Here is a 15,826-nt window from a genome sequence, read left to right on the forward strand (position 1 = left end):
CTTCCCCGGGCTCCGGTGGAACGCTCGTTGCGAACGGGGAGGACTCCATGGACGGTGCCACCGTCCCGCGCCGCGGCACCGTCCACGGGGTTCACGGCCTCCGCGGCGCCCACCCCCCGACGGCCCCCGCCGGACCGACCGAGCCAGAGGAGAACACCGCCATGTCCAACGCCCGCTCCGACCGGCCCCGGCGGCCCGCGCCGCCCGGAGCCGCCCCCCAGCGCCCCGGCTGGCCCGAGGTCATCGCCGGCCTGGCCGCCGGTGCCGCCGCCGTGGTCTCGCTCGTGCTCATCCCGTCCGAGCCCCTGGGCCCGGTGGCGTTCGGCGTCCTCGTGGCCTCCTGGTCGGGCGTCACCGGCCTCTTCGGCTTCGCGGTGGCCGCGGTGCTGCGCATCCGCTCACTGGCAGCCTTCAACGTCCGCCGCACCACTGGGCGCTGGATGCTGCTCGGCGCCCTCTGGGGCCTGGTCGCGCTGGTCGTCAAGGGCGCGGTGATCCTGGCCGTCACCACCCTGACCGGGTACGCCGAGGACCCGCAGGGCATGTACTACGACGCCGCGGGCGGCGGGGCGGTCGCCTTCGTCCTGACCGTCCTGTTCCTGGCGGTGCTGACGCCGATCGGCGAGGAGTTCCTCTTCCGCGGGGTCGTCGCCACCTCCCTGTACCGCTACGGACCGGTCATCGGCGCCCTGGGCAGTTCGGCGATCTTCGCCGTCTTCCACGGTGTCAACATCATCCTGCCCGCGGCATTCGTGGTGGGCCTGATCGCCGCCGAGGTGATGCGCCGCAGCGGTTCCATCTGGCCCGCCGTGGCCGTCCACGCGGTCAACAACGCGGCGCTGCCGCTGCTGGTGCTCTTCACCGGGTTCAGCGGCCCGGCCTGACCGGGCCGCCCGTCCCGCCCGGGGGCCGGCCGCCGTGCCCCCCCGCGTGCGGACGGTGCCCGGGGCGGGGGCCGCGCGGGCCGGCCGCCGTCAGATCCAGCCGCGCTCGGCGGCGATGCGCGCGGCCTCGTGCCGGTTGGCCGCGCCGAGCTTGCCGATGACCGAGGCGAGGTGGTTGCGCACGGTCCCCCGGGACAGGGACACGCGCCGGGCGATCTCCTCGACCGGTGCCCCGTCGCGGGCCAGCGCCAGCACGTCGGACTCGCGCGGGCTCAGCGGCGAGTCCCCCGTGCTGATCGCCTCCGCGGCCAGCGCCGGGTCGACGTACCGGCCGCCGCCCGCGACGTCGCGCACGACCTCGGCGAACGTGCGGGAGGAGACGGTCTTGGGCAGGAAGCCGCGCACCCCCGCCGCCAGCGCCGACTTCAGGTACCCCGGGCGGCCGTGCGAGGTCACGATGACGCAGCGGCAGTCGGGCAGTTCGACCGCCAGCCGCCGGGCCACCTCGATCCCGTCGGGGCCCGGCAGCTGGAGGTCGAGCAGGGCGACGTCGGGGCGCACCCGCAGGGCCGTGGCCAGGGCCTCCTCACCCGAGGCCGCGCGGCCGACGACCTCGAAGTCGTCCTCCAGGTCCAGCAGCCCGGCGACGGCGTCGCGGATGAGGTGTTCGTCGTCGGCGACGAGGATGCGGATCATGCGGGGTCCTCCTCCGGGAGCGGGATCACGGCGTCGAGCAGGAACCGGTCTCCGTCGCGGCGCGCGGTGACGCTCCCGCCGAGCGCGCCGATCCGCTCCGACATGGAGTGCAGTCCCGTCCCCTGCACGGCGCCCGGGGCACCGGGGCCGACGCCGTCGTTCGTGATCGCCAGGCGCACCCGGCCCCGTCCGACCTCCGTCGTGAGCGAGACCCGGGTCGCCCGCGAGTGTCGCAGAAGGTTGGTGACCCCCTCGCGGACGACCCGTCCCAGGGCCTCGGCGTACTCCTCGGGAACCGGGTCGCCCGTCACCGCGCAGGCGATGCCCGCGGACTCCAGCAGCGACCGCGCGCCCGCCACCTCGCCCTCCCAGGTGGTGCGCAGCTCGCCCCGCACCACCCGGCGGACCTCGGTGCCCGCCTCCTCCGTGATCCGCCGGATCTCGCCCAGCTCGCGGCCGGCGGGAACGGCCCGGCCCCGGTCGACCAGCTCCGAGGCCAGCGCGCTCTTGACCGCGATGGTGGCCAGGGTCCGGCCGAACACGTCGTGCAGGTCGCGCGCGATGCGCAGGCGCTCGTTCGCCAGGGCGAGCGCGGCCCGGTCCTCCACCGCCGCCTGGAGTTCGCGCAGCACCCACAGCGTCCACGCGCTCAGCCAGCACACCCACAGGGCGGCGCTCGCCACGGCCGAGCCGACCAGCAGCGGTCCGGGGTCCGAGGCCAGTGTGAGCAGGGCGGCGGCGGCGACCACCGCGCCGTTGAGCAGCAGGGCCCGCCGCATGTCCAGGGCGGGGGCGAAGCTCGCCGCGACCGCGCCGGCCGTCGTCGCCACCGTCAGGGTCATCGCCGGCGAGGGGAGCATCAGGGCCGTGGCGACCACGGCCGCCAGCACGGCCGCCCACCCCGCGACGAGGGCGGGGCGCAGCGGCCTGACCCGGCCGACGACGGTGTCGATGCTCCGGTTGACGATGACGATGTTGCCGGCGCTGAGGAGGAGGGAGAGGAAGGTCGCCGCGGCCGGCAGGGCCAGGTCCGCGCCGGACGACCACTCCGACCACCGGGTGCTCCCGAGGAGGGTGGTGGTCGGGATCGTGACGGTGGCGTACGAGGACCAGCGCACGTAGGCCTCCAACCTGCGTGCGCCGGTCATCACCCAGTCGCTCATGCCCTTCATTGTGCCGTCGGGAACCGATCGGTCGGCGCGCCGGCGGGGGTCGTGGCCGGTCCCGACCGCCGGGTGCCCAGCCACACCGCCGCCGCGATGACGAGGACGGTGGCGCTGGGGATGAGCAGGGTGGGCGACCCGGTGCCCGCCGACCGCTCCAGCCCGGCGTTCTGGTCGGCGTGCAGGACGGTGAGGATCAGGAAGGTGAGCGTGTTGTTCAGGGCGTGGATGACGGACGCGACCTCCAGGCCGCCGGTGCGCCAGGTGATCAGGGCCAGGGCGACGGCGAGCGAGAAGCACCAGACGTTGAACCACAGGTCGGCCGAGAGGTGGACGAGCGTGAACACCACGCTGGAGACGAGGACGCCCAGGAACAGGGCCGTGCGCGGTCCCCGGCCCCAGCTCCCGGCGACCCGGAAGACGAGTCCGCGGAAGCCGTACTCCTCGCCCGCCGACTGCAGGGGTGCCAGTACGAGGGTGGAGGCGAACAGGCCGAGCAGGTAGCCCGCCGACTGCTGGGCCTGCTCGTAGGGCAGGAACTGGATGCCGACCAGCGACAGCAGCAGCCAGAGCGGGCCGATGACCAGCAGCGCCCGGCCGAACACGTCGAACCGGAACCGCGACAGGACGGAGTGCAGCGAAGCCCCCCGCACCCCGTAGAGCCAGCGCTGGACGACCATGCTCCAGGGGATGAGCAGGGCCACCGAGAGCAGGTTGCCGATGTGGAACAGCACCGTGTACTCGGTGCCGCCGAACGTCGGGTTGGTGTGCCCCAGCGCGGAGTCGGCGAGGGCGGCCAGCACGGCGAGGACGATGTTGGAGGCGTACAGGCCGACCACCACCAGGGCGATCGCCAGGACGCCGCGCCCGATGCGGCGCTTCTCCCCGGCGAGCACGCGGTGGTACTCCGTGTCCGGCGGGACCGGCCGCGGTCCGCGGCGGCCCTGTTCCGGGGCTGCGGGCGGCCGGGGCGGTGCGGTCCGCGCCGCGCCGTGTGCGGGGGAGTCCGCCGGCCGCGGCGGCTGGTAGGGGAAGCGGTGGTCGTCGTCGGTGCTCATACTTTGAACCTAGACAGCGTTCGGTCCGTTACCCAGTGTCACCGATCATGGATGCGTCCCCCGTTTCGCACGGGTCGGCCATGACCTATGTCATGGGTCGGCGCCGCGCCCCTGCTCCGGGGCCCGCCGCTCCCGTCCGGCCCGCCCGCGGCCGGTGCGCCGGGCCCCGCACGGGGTGATCCGCCCGGCCGCCGCGTGCGACCGTCCGCGCCTGGACGGCGACCGGCGCGCGGACCGGATCGGCGGCGCCGCGCGGGACGGACTCCCACCGCGCTCCGGCGTCAGCGGGCGGCGCGGCGCAGGCGGTACCACCGCGGCGAGGTGCGGTTCATCGGCCAGCCCAGCCCCGCGGGGTCGGCGTCCTCGGCGGAGAGCGTCTCCCATCCGGGGAACGCGGCCTCGACCTCCTCCCGCGAGACGCCCTCGACGAGCCGCCGGTACCGGGAGGGGCCGAACGCGAGCATCAGCAGGACGGCCCCGGGCTCCGCCAGCTCGGTGACGCCCCGCCCCTCGGCCGCCCGCTGCTCCGGCCCCAGGCCCTGGAAGCAGCCGATGTCGAGGAAGAGGTCGAACGTCCCCAGCCCGGAGGCGCCCAGGTCGGTCACGTCCCCCACGACGTAGGCGACCTCCGCCGGGCCCTTCGCCCGGGCGGCCTCGACGGCCTCGGGGACCAGGTCCAGGCCCACGGTCTCCCAGCCGCGCCGGGCGGGCTCGGGGGTGAACTGCCCGCGCCCGCACCCCAGGTCCAGTGCCCGCCCCGGGCCGCCCGGCCGCTCCGCGGCCTCCCGGTCGAGCAGGCCGCCCAGCCGCTTCCCTCCCGCGGCGCCGTAGCGCTCCCACGGAGTGAACCCCAGCCGGTACATCCGCGCGTATTTCGTCATGGGTCCACGGTAGGACGGCCCCCCGGAGGGGCCCGGGCACCCCCTGCGCCGTGCCGCTCGCGGAGGAGCGGTCCGGACGGTCGGTGCGCCGGGGCCCGCGGACGGTCGCGGACACGCGGTCTTCCTCCCGCGCACGGGATCGTGTGGATGACCGTGCGGGGCGGCCGGGGGAGCGGCCCGCCGGGGGAACACGGCGGTGCTTCCCGGCGGTGCCCGGGGGCGGCACCGGTCACGGAAGGCGGACCGGGAGAGCGGCCCGCCGGGGGGCGCGGACGCCGGCGTCGCCCCGGCCCGCGCTCCTGCGGAGCCCGCCCGCGCCGGGGAGTGTCCGCCGGGGGCGCCCCGACCCGGCGGACCGGGCTCACGAGGCGCGGAACAGCCCCGGCTCCACCTCGGCGACCCGCCCCTGCCCCACCAGCACCTCCAGGTGCTGTACGGCGGTCCTGCGCTCCACCGCGTCCACGTGCGGGCCCTCCACGTGCGGCCGGTACACCAGCCGGTGCGCGACGACGTCCTCCAGGGTCCGCGGCTCCGCGAGCAGGGCCAGCAGCTCCCCCTCCCGCCTGCGCACCACGCCGGCGTAGGCGTCGAGCCTGCGCCGGAACTCCCCGGCGCCCTCGACCACGCCCTTCTGGTGCGAGGTGCCGTACCACCGCGCGTCGATCTCCCGGCAGCGCCGCATCGAGGCCTCGAAGTCGGTGAGGCTGCTCCCGGTGTCGCCGTAGTAGGGGCCGAACCCCGTCAGGTCGACGTCCGCCACGAACAGGAACCCGTCCGGCTCGATGAGGAGGCCGCAGTGGCCCGGCGTGTGGCCGGGCAGGTGCACCACCGTCGCGGTGCACCCCCCGAGGTCGAACACGGCGCCGTCCTCGAACCCCGAGGCGTCCGGCCGACCGTGCATCCGGAACCGGTCCCGCACCTTCGCCGTGGTGGCCTCGGCCGCCTCGGGGGCCAGCCCCAGGGCGGAGACCAGGGCCTCGGGTGAGCGCAGCCCCTCCAGGTCGCGCGCGTGGACGCGGACCGGGGCGTCGTAGCCGCCCAGGCCCGCGACATGGTCCTCGTGCGCGTGGCTGACCACGACCAGGTCCGCGGCCGGAGGGTCGTCCAGCAGCGACAGCGACGGGTCGACGACCAGCGCGGCCTCCGTGCCGCGCACGAGCAGCGAGTTGGCGTAGGGGTAGGCGCCCCGGTCGGCGCCGACGAGCACGCCGACCCGGCCGTACTCCACCGCCGTGTACCCCGTTGTGTGCGCGTCCATCGCTTCCGCCCTCCGCGGTCCGGCTCCGACAGCCCCGTCGACCGGTCCGGGGCCCGCGGGCCGCCGGACGGCCCCGCCGTCCCGGGACAGACCCTAGGGCGGCCCCGCCGGGCTCCACAACGGCGGTGTCCGCGAGGGCGCGGGACACGCCCCGGGGCGGGCCGGCCTCCTGGCCTCCCGCCGGGGCCGTGCCACGGGCCTTGGGGCGGGGCCGGGCGTGGGAGGGGACCGACACCTGCTTCCGCCGCCCCGGGGAGGAACCGCGCGCCGGGGGCGGGCGGTCCCGCCGCGGACAGCCCCGCCGAGGCCTCCCCGGTCGGGCCCCGACCGGAAGCCCCCTCCCGTGGCGCGGTTGAGGCGACCGCGGCGGTTCCAGGGGCCGGCCGGTTCCGGCCGCCGTGCCCGCCGAACCCCCTCCCGGGTGCACGGCACCGCTTCACGGCCGCGGCCCGTCCCGGCCGCCGTTCGCGCGGAAGTCGAAGAACCTCAGTCCGCCGACAACGGCCCCGTCCGCGATCTCCCGCGGGGTCCAGGGGTGGTCGGAGTAGTCGTCCACGGCCACGCCCCCGCCGCGCAGGAGCAGCGCCGCCATGCGGTGGACCTCGGCGGTGCCGTCGACGCGCCCGGACACGTCCACCTGGAGCCCCCACGACGGGTGGTACCCCAGCGCCGCGTCGAGGGCCGCCACGGCCCCGGGCTCCCAGTCGGTGAAGAGGTGGTCGGTCCCCTCGACCTCCAGCTCGATGTAGAGGCACCCCTCCATGACCCACGGAAGGCGCCGCCCGGGCAGGTGCCGGTCGAGCGTCCCGACGGTCTCGTCCAGTCCGGCGGCCGGGAACACGAACACGGTGCGCATGGCCGGAGTGTAGAACGGCCCGGTCCGGCCGTCCCAACGCGCGCGGCGCCGGCCCGTCGGTACGGGCCGGCGCCGTGGGAGGCGGCGGGGCCGGGGGCGGGGGCGCCCGCCCGGCCCGGTCAGAAGCGGTCGACCAGGATCCGTCCGTCGGCCTCGCGCTGTCCGGCCAGGCCGGTGCCGTAGTTGGCCTCGACCCGCGAGCGCTCGGAGGCGTTGGGGGCGCGGACGGTGCAGTTCACGCCGCCGGTGGAGCCCGACATCAGCGAGGAGCAGGGGCCGGGCTTGACGTCGGGCAGCCCCAGGCTGTGGCCGAGCTCGTGGGCGGCGATGCGCACCGCGTCGTAGCCCTCCGCGGTGCCCTGGCGGCCCATCCAGACGGTGACCTGCCCGCCCGGCCGCACCGGGCCCAGGTGGGCGCGGGGCCAGCCGTCGTCGGCGATGACGCGGATCTCGGCGCGCCGCCCGGAGGGGGCGGGCTCCAGGCGGACGTTGGAGACGCTGGAGTTCCAGATGTCCACGGCCGCGGCGACGGCGGAGGTGTACTCCGCGGCCTGGCCGGAGTCGTAGTACAGGACGGTCTGGCGCAGCGGCCGGTCCTGTTCCGCGGGCGCGGCGGCGGCCGGGGCGGCGCCGACCAGCGTCAGGGCCAGCGCGCTCAGCGCGACCAGCAGGGGGGTGAGGAGACGTCTCAGCATGCGGGGGCTCCCGGGGGTAGGGGTGCTGATGCCAGTGGTGACCCGGTGGGGTCGGCCCGATGCTATGCGTAGTGGCGTAGCGCCACAAGACGTGCACAACGACTAAATCCGGCTCAGTCCGGCGGCCCGGGACCGGCGCTCGGGGAGCATCCGTACCCGCCCGCGCCCCGGCCCGGGGGATGCCCGCACCCGTCCGCGGACCCCGCGACGCCCCGGGGGCGCGGGGCGCTCCGGTGCGTCGCGGGGGCGCGGGGACACTCCCGGACGACCGGTCGCGTTCGGTGGACCCCCGCCCCGGCGGAGCCGGGCGCGGGGGCACGCCCCCGCGCCCGGAGCGGGACTCAGCCCAGGAGGTCCCGGGTCCCGTCCGCGTCCACGGCCGCCTTCTGCGCGGTCCACTCGCGCGCCCGCTCGCTGAGCGAGAACCCCAGGCCCGGGCGGTCGGGGACGCGCATCCGCCCGTCCGCGATCTCCAGCCGCTCCTCGAAGAGCGGCTGCAACCAGTCGAAGTGCTCCACCCACGGGTCGATCTCGTAGGCCGCCGCCAGGTGCAGGTGGATCTCCATGGCGAAGTGCGGGGCCATGCGCACCCCGGCCCGCCTGCCCCGCGCCATGATCTCCAGGAAGGGGGTGATCCCGCCGACGCGCGGGGCGTCCGGCTGCATGAAGTCCACCGCCCCGGCCCGCAGCAGCTCCTCGTGCTCCGCGACGCTGGTGAGCATCTCGCCGGTGGCGATCGGCGTGGCCAGCTCCCGGGCCAGGGCCGCGTGCCCCTCGGCGTCGTAGGCGTCCAGCGGCTCCTCGATCCAGACCAGGTCGAACTCCTCCAGCAGGCGCCCCATGCGCACCGCCGTGCTCCGGTTCCACTGCTGGTTGGCGTCCACCATGAGCGGGAAGTCGCCCAGCTCCTCGCGGACGGCGGCCACCCGGGCGAGGTCGACCCGCCGGTCGGGGTGCCCGACCTTGATCTTGATCCCGCCGATGCCCGCGGCCCGGGCGGCCCGGGTGTTCTCCACGACCTGCTCCAGCGGGGAGGACAGGAAGCCGCCGGAGGTGTTGTAGCAGTCCACCGCGTCCCGGTGCGCGCCGAGCAGCTTGGCCAGGGGCAGTCCGGCGCGCTTGGCCTTGAGGTCCCACAGCGCGATGTCCATGGCGGCGATCGCCTGCACGGCCAGGCCGCTGCGGCCCACGGACGCCCCCGCCCACACCAGGCGGGTCCACAGGCGCTGGATGTCGCTGGGGTCCTCGCCGACGAGTTCGTGGGCGACCTCGCGGGCGTGGGCGTACTGGCCCGGTCCCCCCGCCCGCTTGGAGTAGGTGTAGCCGATCCCCTCCAGGCCCTCCTCGGTGCGGATCTCGGCGAACAGCATCGACACCGAGGTGAGCGGCCGCTGGCGGCCGGTGAGCACCTTGGCGTCGCTGATGGGCGCGGCCAGCGGGAGGTCGACGCGGGAGAGGGTCACGGAGGCGATCCGGTCGGCGGCGCCGCCGGGCCCTCCCGCGGTGCGCAGGGCCTCGCCGGACGGGGACGGAGTGTTCATCAGGGCTCCAAGGGGAAGGGGCGGGTGTCAGCGCACCAGGGCCGGGCGGTCGGGATCGAAGGTCCATCCCGGGATCAGGTACTGCATCGCGGCGGCGTCGTCGCGCGCTCCCAGGCCGTGCTCCAGGTAGAGCCGGTGGGCCGCGTCCAGGGCCTCGCGGTCCAGTTCCACGCCCAGCCCGGGTGCGGTCGGAACGGTGATCGCCCCGTCCTCGATGCGCGGCGGCCGACGGGTCAGCGCCTGCCCGTCCTGCCAGATCCAGTGCGTGTCCAGGGCGGTGATCGGCCCGGGGGCGGCGGCGCCCACGTGGGTGAACATCGCCAGGGAGATGTCGAAGTGGTTGTTGGAGTGCGACCCCCAGGTGAGTCCGAAGTCCTGGCACAGCTGGGCCACCCGCACCGACCCGCGCATCGTCCAGAAGTGCGGGTCCGCCAGCGGGATGTCCACCGCGTGCGTGCGCACGCTGTGCGCCAGCTGCCGCCAGTCGGTGGCGATCATGTTGGTCGCCGTGGGGAGCCCGGTGGCCCGGCGGAACTCCGCCATCACCTCGCGGGAGGAGTAGCCCCCCTCGGCTCCGCAGGGGTCCTCGGCGTAGGCGAGCACGCCGTGCAGGTCCGAGCACAGCCGCACCGCCTCGGCCAGCGACCAGGCTCCGTTGGGGTCCAGGGTGACGCGGGCGTCGGGGAAGCGCCCGGCCAGCGCCCGCACCGCGGCCACCTCCTCCTCCCCGGGGAACACCCCGCCCTTGAGCTTGAAGTCGCGGAACCCGTACCGCCGGGCGGCGGCCTCGGCCAGCGCCACCACCGCCTCGGGCGTCAGCGCCGGTTCGCGGCGCAGCCGCTCCCAGTCGTCGGCGGGCTCCTTCTCCTCCGGGTAGGGCAGGGGCGCCAGGTTCCGGTCACCGATGTAGAAGAGGTAGCCCAGCATGGGCACCCGCTCGCGCCGGCGGCCCTCGCCGAGCAGGTCGCACACGGGCACGCCCAGGTACTGCCCCAGCAGGTCGAGCAGGGCCGACTCCAGGGCGGTGACCGCGTGCACGGTGGTGCGCAGGTCGAAGGTCTGCCGTCCCCGGCCGCCCCGGTCCCGGTCGGCGAAGGCGTCCTGCACCCGGCGCAGGAGCGGGTTGAGCTCGGCCACGGGGCGGCCGACCACGAGGTCGGCGGCGTCGGTGACGGTGGAGCGGATCGCCTCGCCCCCCGGCACCTCGCCCAGGCCGGTGCGCCCCTCGCTGTCGGTGAGGATCACGATGTTGCGGGTGAAGAAGGGGCCGTGGGCGCCGCTCAGGTTGAGCAGCATGCTGTCGTGCCCGGCCACCGGGACCACCTCGACCGAGGTGACGACGGGCGCGGTCATCGCCGGTCCCCTCCCGTGCCCCCGGACCCCGGGGCCGCGGGGACACCGTCGATCCGCCGGTCCAGGCCCCACGGGTCGTCCTCGCGCAGCGCGGGCGGCAGCAGGGCCTCGGGCATCCCCTGGTAGGAGACCGGCCGGAGGAAGCGGTGCAGGGCGAGGCCGCCCACCGAGGTGCCGCGGGAGTCGGAGGTGGCGGGGTAGGGGCCGCCGTGCACCATCGCGTGGGCGACCTCCACCCCGGTCGGCCAGCCGCCGAACAGCACCCGCCCGGCCCGCCGCTCCAGGACCGGCAGCAGGGCGCGCGCCGCGGCCAGGTCGTCCGGGTCCTCGGCGTCGGCGTGCAGGGTGGCGGTGAGCTGGCCCTCCATCCCCTCCAGCGCCTCGGCGAGCGACTCCGGAGACGGGGAGCGCACGAGCAGGCCCGCGGCGCCGAACACCTCCTCCTGGAGACGGGGGTCGGCGGTGAAGTCGGCCTGGTCCACGGTGAACAGCGCGGGGGCCGGGTCGTTGGGGCCGGGGCCGGCCTCTCCCCGGGCGGCGGTCTCCGTCCCGGGGTGCCCCTCCAGCGCGTCCACGCCCCTGCCGAAGGCGGCGGCGATGCCGGACGTGAGCATGGTCCGCCCCGCGGTGCGGGCGACGCCCTCGGCGGCGCGGGCGACGAACCGGTCGCCGTCCGGGCCGCTCGGGACGAACACCGCGCCGGGGTTGGTGCAGAACTGCCCCGAGCCCAGGGTGAGGGAAGCGACGTAGGCGTCGGCCAGCTCCGTCGCGCCCTCGCCCGCGAGGGCGCCGGGCAGGATCACGACGGGGTTGACCGAGGACATCTCGGCGAACACCGGGACGGGCTCGGGACGGGCGGCGGCGATGTCCATGAGGGCGCGCCCGCCGGCCCGCGACCCGGTGAAGGCCACGGCCTTGATCCGCGGGTCCGAGACCAGGTCCCGGCCGATCCCGTTGCCCTCCCCGAACAGCACGGAGAAGACGCCCGGGGGCAGCCCGGACGCGGCCGCGGCGGCCGCGACGGCGCGGCCGACGAGCAGCGCGGTGCCGGGGTGGGCGTTGTGCCCCTTGACCACGACGGGGCAGCCCGCCGCCAGCGCGGAGGCGGTGTCGCCGCCCGCGGTGGAGAAGGCCAGGGGGAAGTTGCTCGCGCCGAACACCGCGACCGGCCCGATCGGGATGTGCACCAGGCGCAGGTCGGGGCGGGGGAGCGGGGTCCGGTCCGGCAGCGCCGGGTCGATCCTGGGCTGGAGGGCGTCGCCCCGCTCGACGATGCCGGCGAACATGCGCAGCTGGCCGGTGGTGCGGGCGCGCTCCCCCTCGATGCGGGCCCGGGGCAGGCCCGTCTCGCGGACCGCGCGGTCCACCAGCTCCTCCCCGAGCGCCTCGATCTCGTTGGCGATCCGGCGCAGGAACGCGGAGCGCTCGGCCGGGGTCTGCGACCGGAAGGCGTCGAAGGCCTCCTCCGCGGCCCGGGTGGCCTCCTCGATCTGGGCGGCGTCCACCAGCCCGACGGGCGGGCCGAACTCCTCACCGGTGGCGGGGTCGACCGCGAGCAGGGTGCCGGCGGCCCCCTCGACGGGCCGTCCCGCCACCAGGGGGCGCCCGTCCAGGACCGGGTGCTCCGGGTGGGTGGTGTGCTCGGTCATTCAGGCGACCTTCCGGATCAGGGCGGCGAGCTCTTCGCGCTCGTCGTCGGCGAGGGAGGTCAGCGGCGGGCGGACCGGGCCGCCGCCGCGCCCGACGGCGTCCAGGCCCGCCTTGACGATGGAGACGGCGTAGCCGCGGCCCCGGTCGCGGATCTCCAGGTAGGGGAGGACGAACTCGTTGAGGCGGCGGTAGACCTCCGCCCGGTCCCGGGACCGGACCGCCCCGAAGAACTCCAGGGCGAACTCGGGGACGAAGTTGTACATCGCCGAAGAGTAGGTGGTCACGCCCAGCTCCATCAGCGGCAGGGCGAAGGTCTCGGCGGTGGGCAGCCCGCCGATGTAGATGAGGCGGTCGCCGACCGTGGCGTAGGTCCGGGTCATCGCCTCGATGTCGCCGACGCCGTCCTTGAGGCCGATGAGGTTGGGGTTGCGCTCGGCGAGGGCGGCCACGGTGCGGTGCGTGTACACGGCGTTGGCCCGGCTGTAGGCGATCACGCCCAGGTCGGTGGCCGCGCAGACGGCGCTCACGTGTTCGATGAGGCCCGCCTGCCCGGCCTCGGTGAGGTAGGGGGGGAGCAGCAGGACGCCGTCCGCGCCGGCCTCCTGGGCGGCGCGGGCCTGGGCGACGGCGGCGGCGGTGCCGCCGGTCGCCGGGGCGAGCACCGGCACCCGTCCGCCGATCTCGCCGACCGCGGCGCGCACCACCCGGTCGATCTCCTCGGGGGTGAGGGAGAAGCCCTCCCCGGTGCCGCCCGCGGCGAACAGGCCCGCCACGTCGTGGTCCGCCTGCCAGGACAGGTGCTCCCGGTAACGGTCCTCGTCGAAGGCGAGATCGGCGTCGAAGTGGGTCACGGGAAAGGACAGGAGTCCTGAGGAGAGTCGCCGTGCCAGGTCATCGGGGTGCATCGGGTTCACGCGTCGTCCTCGCGTAGGTGGGGGGCGGACCCGGCGGGCCGGTGCCCGCGGGCTGTTGCCGTTACCGTACGGAGTGCGTTTCGATGCTGTCCAAGACTGGTTTTGCATCAACTGATACCCGGGGGGTATCAGGCGGTCCGGACCGGAGCCCCGGTCCCGTGCCGCAGGGGGTCCGCGCCGGCCGCCCCGCCCGCCGGGCGGCGTGCGCTCAGCGCGGCCCGATCTCCAGGACGCGCCGCACGACGGGGTTGCGCGAGGCGCGCGGCCAGAGCAGGTGCAGCTCCACCGGGTTCTCCGGGAGCCCCTCCAGCGCCTGGTAGACCACCCCCTCCACCCCCAGCCCGGTCGCCGAGGCGGGGACGAACGCGATGCCCCGGCCCGCCGCGACCAGCCAGACCATGGTCAGGACCTGGCTGACCGTGTGGACGACGTTCTGGTGCGAGATGGGGAGCAGGCTCACCACCAGGTCGTAGAAGTACCGGGCCTTGATGGGCGAGTGCATGATCAGCGGCACGTCGATGAGGTCGTCGGGCCGCAGCGGGCCCGGCCGCGCCGCCAGCGGGTGCTCCCGCGGCACCGCCACGAGCAGCTGCTCGCGGTGGTGGATCCGGGAGCCGAAGACCTCGGAGTCGAAGGGGGGACGGCCCAGGCCCAGGTCCAGCTCGCCGGACGAGAGCGCCGCCACCTGCTCCCGGGTGACCATCTCCGCCAGCTCGATGTCGATCTCCGGGAGCTGCTCCTCCACGGCGTTGAGCAGGCGGCCCAGGACCCCGTAGGACGAGGCCGCGGTGAACCCGATGCGCAGGGTGCCGCTGGACCCGGCGGAGATCCGCTGTGCCAGGTCGGGGGCGCGTTCGGCCAGGGCGAGCAGGCGCCGGGCCTCGGCCAGGAAGGCCTCCCCGGCGGCGGTGAGGACCACGTGGCGGCGGTCGCGCTCCAGCAGCAGGACCCCGACCTCGCGCTCCAGCTTCTGGATCTGCCGGCTGAGCGGGGGCTGTGTCATCGACAGGCGCTCGGCCGCCCGGCCGAAGTGCAGCTCCTCCGCGACGGCGACGAACCCGCGCAGCTGGTCGAAAGAGAACATGATGCCCTGAAGGTATCAGCTTATGCCGCATTCGACTTGGACATGCATGATCAGGGCTTTCTATGCTGCCACTCACCCGAAGGCGTGACCCCGTTCACAGGTGCACCGATCCCCCGGCACGGCACCGCAAGCAGGAGGAAACATGATCCACACACCGCGCAGGCGGTACGCGCGCCGAACGGCGGCCGCCGTCACGGCCGTCGGTCTCTCGCTGTCCGCCGCGGCCTGCGGCGGGAACCTGTCGAGCGGGGGCGGTGGTGGTGGAGAGGACTACCCCCGGGGCCCGATCGACCTCCTCGTCGGCCAGGACCCGGGCGGCAGCACCGACCTCATCGCCCGCGCCCTGGCCGAGGGCGCGCAGGAGCCGCTGGGCGTGGCGATGCCCGTCATCAACACCCCCGGCGCCAACGGCGCCCTGGCCGCGGGCGAACTCGCCGGCCAGGAGCCCGACGGCCAGAGCCTCATGGTCATCAACGCCTCCCTCATCGCCATCACCCCGCTGGCCGTGGCCGGGGACGAGGTCGTCGACCTGGCCGACTTCGAGGTGGTCACCGGCATCTCCCGGGACGACTACGTGCTCGTCACCGCCGCGTCCTCGGACTTCGACACCCTCCAGGACGTGGTCGACGACGGCGACGGCATCAAGTACGGCACCACCGGCGTCGGCACCGGCAGCCAGCTCGCGCAGGAACTGCTCTTCGCCCAGGCGGAGGTGGAGGGGACCCCGGTGCCCTTCGACGGCGGCTCGCCCACCCTGGTCGCCGTCCTGGGCTCGCAGGTGGACGTGGGCGTGGTGCAGATCGGCGAGGCCATGCCGCAGATCGAGGCCGGCGAGCTGACCCCGCTGGCCACGTTCGCCGACGAGCGCAACCAGTACCTGCCCGACGTGCCCTCGGCCACCGAGGAGGGCTACGACGTGCTGGTCTCCCAGTACCGGGCCGTCGTCGCCCCCGGCGGGACCCCGCAGGACACCGTCGAGTCGCTGCGGTCCGCGTTCGGCGAGGTGTTCGCCAGCGAGGCCTACCAGGCCTTCAACGAGGACAACTTCTACACCCCGCACGAGACGGAGCCCGCCCAGGTGGCGCAGGAGTGGGGCGCCTCCCTGGAGGACTACCGCGCCATGGTCGAGGAGTACGGGATCGACATGCGCGGAGAAGGGTGATGGGGCCCGGACCCGCGAAGCGCACCGCGCCGGAGGCCGGGGAGGCCTCCGGCGGGGCGCCCGCCCCGGACGGCCCCGGAGCCCCGGACGGCCCGGAGGGGCCCGGCCCCGCCGCGGCGCCCCCGGGGCCGCCGGCCGGAGCGGACCCCGTCCAGGACGCGGAGCCCGGGTTCGAGGAGGCCCCGGAGCCGCCGAGACCTCGGACCAACACCGCTGTCGCCCTGGTGGTCACCGCCTTCGGCGCGGTCGGATGCCTCGGGTCCTGGTCCCTGGGACCGGGGACCCCCGCCGAGCCCGCGGCGGGCACCTGGCCCCTGGTCGTCTGCGCCGTGATCACCGTGCTGGGGTGCGTCCTGCTGGGGACGGCCCGCCGCACCGCCGACACCGAGGCCTTCTCCGCCGCGTCGTGGAAGATCCTCGCCGGCATCGGCACCATGGCCGGCTTCATCGCCCTGATCGGCACGATCGGCTTCGAGATCCCCTCCGCGCTGCTGGCGTTCGTGTGGCTGCGCTTCCTCGGCGGCGAGTCCTGGCGGCTGTCCGCCGTGGCCTCGGTCCTCATCGTGGCGGCCTTCTACGCGGTCTTCGTGGGCCTGCTGTCCGTGCCGATCCCCCACCTCTTCTAGGAAAT

The 15,826-nt window shown here is 75.5% G+C and carries 15 protein-coding genes; 3 read left to right on the plus strand and 12 right to left on the minus strand.

The window, feature by feature from the left end:
* Window positions 1–161 precede the first annotated feature (161 nt).
* The gene (locus BUE45_RS11705) at window positions 162–884 is read left to right on the plus strand and encodes a CPBP family intramembrane glutamic endopeptidase (protein ID WP_073378951.1); all 723 of its coding nucleotides are present in this window, start codon (window positions 162–164) and stop codon (window positions 882–884) included.
* 90 nt (window positions 885–974) lie between these two features.
* Here the strand turns inward: BUE45_RS11705 and BUE45_RS11710 are convergent, their stop codons facing one another.
* From BUE45_RS11710 to BUE45_RS11765, 12 genes are all read right to left on the minus strand, one after another.
* Window positions 975–1,580: a response regulator transcription factor gene (locus tag BUE45_RS11710; protein WP_073378708.1), complete on the minus strand. Its 606-nt coding sequence runs from the start codon at window positions 1,578–1,580 to the stop codon at window positions 975–977.
* Window positions 1,577–2,743, minus strand: a complete 1,167-nt coding sequence (locus tag BUE45_RS11715; RefSeq protein WP_073378710.1) for a sensor histidine kinase — start codon at window positions 2,741–2,743, stop codon at window positions 1,577–1,579. The genes BUE45_RS11710 and BUE45_RS11715 overlap by 4 nt, the downstream gene beginning before the upstream one ends.
* A gap of 5 nt (window positions 2,744–2,748) precedes the next feature.
* Entirely contained in the window at window positions 2,749–3,801 is a 1,053-nt protein-coding gene (locus BUE45_RS11720; protein WP_073378713.1) for a CPBP family intramembrane glutamic endopeptidase, read from the minus strand.
* A 281-nt stretch (window positions 3,802–4,082) separates the two neighbouring features.
* Complete coding sequence (locus BUE45_RS11725; protein ID WP_245833006.1) at window positions 4,083–4,682, minus strand: class I SAM-dependent methyltransferase; 600 nt, start codon at window positions 4,680–4,682, stop codon at window positions 4,083–4,085.
* Window positions 4,683–5,043: 361 nt separating this feature from the next.
* The gene (locus BUE45_RS11730) at window positions 5,044–5,940 is read right to left on the minus strand and encodes an MBL fold metallo-hydrolase (RefSeq protein WP_073378718.1); all 897 of its coding nucleotides are present in this window, start codon (window positions 5,938–5,940) and stop codon (window positions 5,044–5,046) included.
* 436 nt (window positions 5,941–6,376) lie between these two features.
* Entirely contained in the window at window positions 6,377–6,796 is a 420-nt protein-coding gene (locus tag BUE45_RS11735) for a hypothetical protein (RefSeq protein ID WP_073378720.1), read from the minus strand.
* Between the two features lie 119 nt (window positions 6,797–6,915).
* Complete coding sequence (locus BUE45_RS11740) at window positions 6,916–7,491, minus strand: snapalysin family zinc-dependent metalloprotease (RefSeq protein ID WP_073378722.1); 576 nt, start codon at window positions 7,489–7,491, stop codon at window positions 6,916–6,918.
* 341 nt (window positions 7,492–7,832) lie between these two features.
* The gene (locus BUE45_RS11745) at window positions 7,833–9,032 is read right to left on the minus strand and encodes an L-talarate/galactarate dehydratase (RefSeq protein WP_084737138.1); all 1,200 of its coding nucleotides are present in this window, start codon (window positions 9,030–9,032) and stop codon (window positions 7,833–7,835) included.
* Window positions 9,033–9,059: 27 nt separating this feature from the next.
* The gene (locus BUE45_RS11750; protein ID WP_073378724.1) at window positions 9,060–10,385 is read right to left on the minus strand and encodes an enolase C-terminal domain-like protein; all 1,326 of its coding nucleotides are present in this window, start codon (window positions 10,383–10,385) and stop codon (window positions 9,060–9,062) included.
* Entirely contained in the window at window positions 10,382–12,034 is a 1,653-nt protein-coding gene (locus BUE45_RS11755) for an aldehyde dehydrogenase (NADP(+)) (RefSeq protein ID WP_073378726.1), read from the minus strand. Before BUE45_RS11755 ends, BUE45_RS11750 begins: the two co-directional genes overlap by 4 nt.
* Complete coding sequence (gene kdgD, locus BUE45_RS11760) at window positions 12,035–12,940, minus strand: 5-dehydro-4-deoxyglucarate dehydratase (RefSeq protein ID WP_073378958.1); 906 nt, start codon at window positions 12,938–12,940, stop codon at window positions 12,035–12,037.
* 217 nt (window positions 12,941–13,157) lie between these two features.
* Window positions 13,158–14,033, minus strand: a complete 876-nt coding sequence (locus tag BUE45_RS11765) for a LysR family transcriptional regulator (RefSeq protein WP_073378728.1) — start codon at window positions 14,031–14,033, stop codon at window positions 13,158–13,160.
* Between the two features lie 142 nt (window positions 14,034–14,175).
* Here BUE45_RS11765 and BUE45_RS11770 point away from each other — a divergent pair, with 142 nt between their 5' ends.
* Together BUE45_RS11770 and BUE45_RS11775 are read left to right on the plus strand one after the other, a co-directional pair.
* Window positions 14,176–15,195, plus strand: a complete 1,020-nt coding sequence (locus tag BUE45_RS11770) for a Bug family tripartite tricarboxylate transporter substrate binding protein (protein ID WP_073378730.1) — start codon at window positions 14,176–14,178, stop codon at window positions 15,193–15,195.
* A complete protein-coding gene (locus BUE45_RS11775) occupies window positions 15,195–15,821 on the plus strand; it encodes a tripartite tricarboxylate transporter TctB family protein (RefSeq protein WP_084737142.1) in 627 nt (208 codons plus the stop codon). Before BUE45_RS11770 ends, BUE45_RS11775 begins: the two co-directional genes overlap by 1 nt.
* The last annotated feature ends 5 nt before the right edge of the window (window positions 15,822–15,826 follow it).

Source organism: Nocardiopsis flavescens (assembly GCF_900141985.1).
Lineage (GTDB): Bacteria > Actinomycetota > Actinomycetes > Streptosporangiales > Streptosporangiaceae > Nocardiopsis > Nocardiopsis flavescens.

Excerpts from the sequence above, each read along its gene's own strand:
- BUE45_RS11705 (WP_073378951.1), top strand. The coding sequence starts at position 162 with ATGTCCAACGCCCGCTCCGACCGGCCCCGGCGGCCCGCGCCGCCCGGA.
- BUE45_RS11710 (WP_073378708.1), bottom strand. The coding sequence starts at position 1,580 with ATGATCCGCATCCTCGTCGCCGACGACGAACACCTCATCCGCGACGCC.
- BUE45_RS11715 (WP_073378710.1), bottom strand. The coding sequence starts at position 2,743 with ATGAGCGACTGGGTGATGACCGGCGCACGCAGGTTGGAGGCCTACGTG.
- BUE45_RS11720 (WP_073378713.1), bottom strand. The coding sequence starts at position 3,801 with ATGAGCACCGACGACGACCACCGCTTCCCCTACCAGCCGCCGCGGCCG.
- BUE45_RS11725 (WP_245833006.1), bottom strand. The coding sequence starts at position 4,682 with ATGACGAAATACGCGCGGATGTACCGGCTGGGGTTCACTCCGTGGGAG.
- BUE45_RS11730 (WP_073378718.1), bottom strand. The coding sequence starts at position 5,940 with ATGGACGCGCACACAACGGGGTACACGGCGGTGGAGTACGGCCGGGTC.
- BUE45_RS11735 (WP_073378720.1), bottom strand. The coding sequence starts at position 6,796 with ATGCGCACCGTGTTCGTGTTCCCGGCCGCCGGACTGGACGAGACCGTC.
- BUE45_RS11740 (WP_073378722.1), bottom strand. The coding sequence starts at position 7,491 with ATGCTGAGACGTCTCCTCACCCCCCTGCTGGTCGCGCTGAGCGCGCTG.
- BUE45_RS11745 (WP_084737138.1), bottom strand. The coding sequence starts at position 9,032 with ATGAACACTCCGTCCCCGTCCGGCGAGGCCCTGCGCACCGCGGGAGGG.
- BUE45_RS11750 (WP_073378724.1), bottom strand. The coding sequence starts at position 10,385 with ATGACCGCGCCCGTCGTCACCTCGGTCGAGGTGGTCCCGGTGGCCGGG.
- BUE45_RS11755 (WP_073378726.1), bottom strand. The coding sequence starts at position 12,034 with ATGACCGAGCACACCACCCACCCGGAGCACCCGGTCCTGGACGGGCGC.
- kdgD (WP_073378958.1), bottom strand. The coding sequence starts at position 12,940 with ATGCACCCCGATGACCTGGCACGGCGACTCTCCTCAGGACTCCTGTCC.
- BUE45_RS11765 (WP_073378728.1), bottom strand. The coding sequence starts at position 14,033 with ATGTTCTCTTTCGACCAGCTGCGCGGGTTCGTCGCCGTCGCGGAGGAG.
- BUE45_RS11770 (WP_073378730.1), top strand. The coding sequence starts at position 14,176 with ATGATCCACACACCGCGCAGGCGGTACGCGCGCCGAACGGCGGCCGCC.
- BUE45_RS11775 (WP_084737142.1), top strand. The coding sequence starts at position 15,195 with ATGGGGCCCGGACCCGCGAAGCGCACCGCGCCGGAGGCCGGGGAGGCC.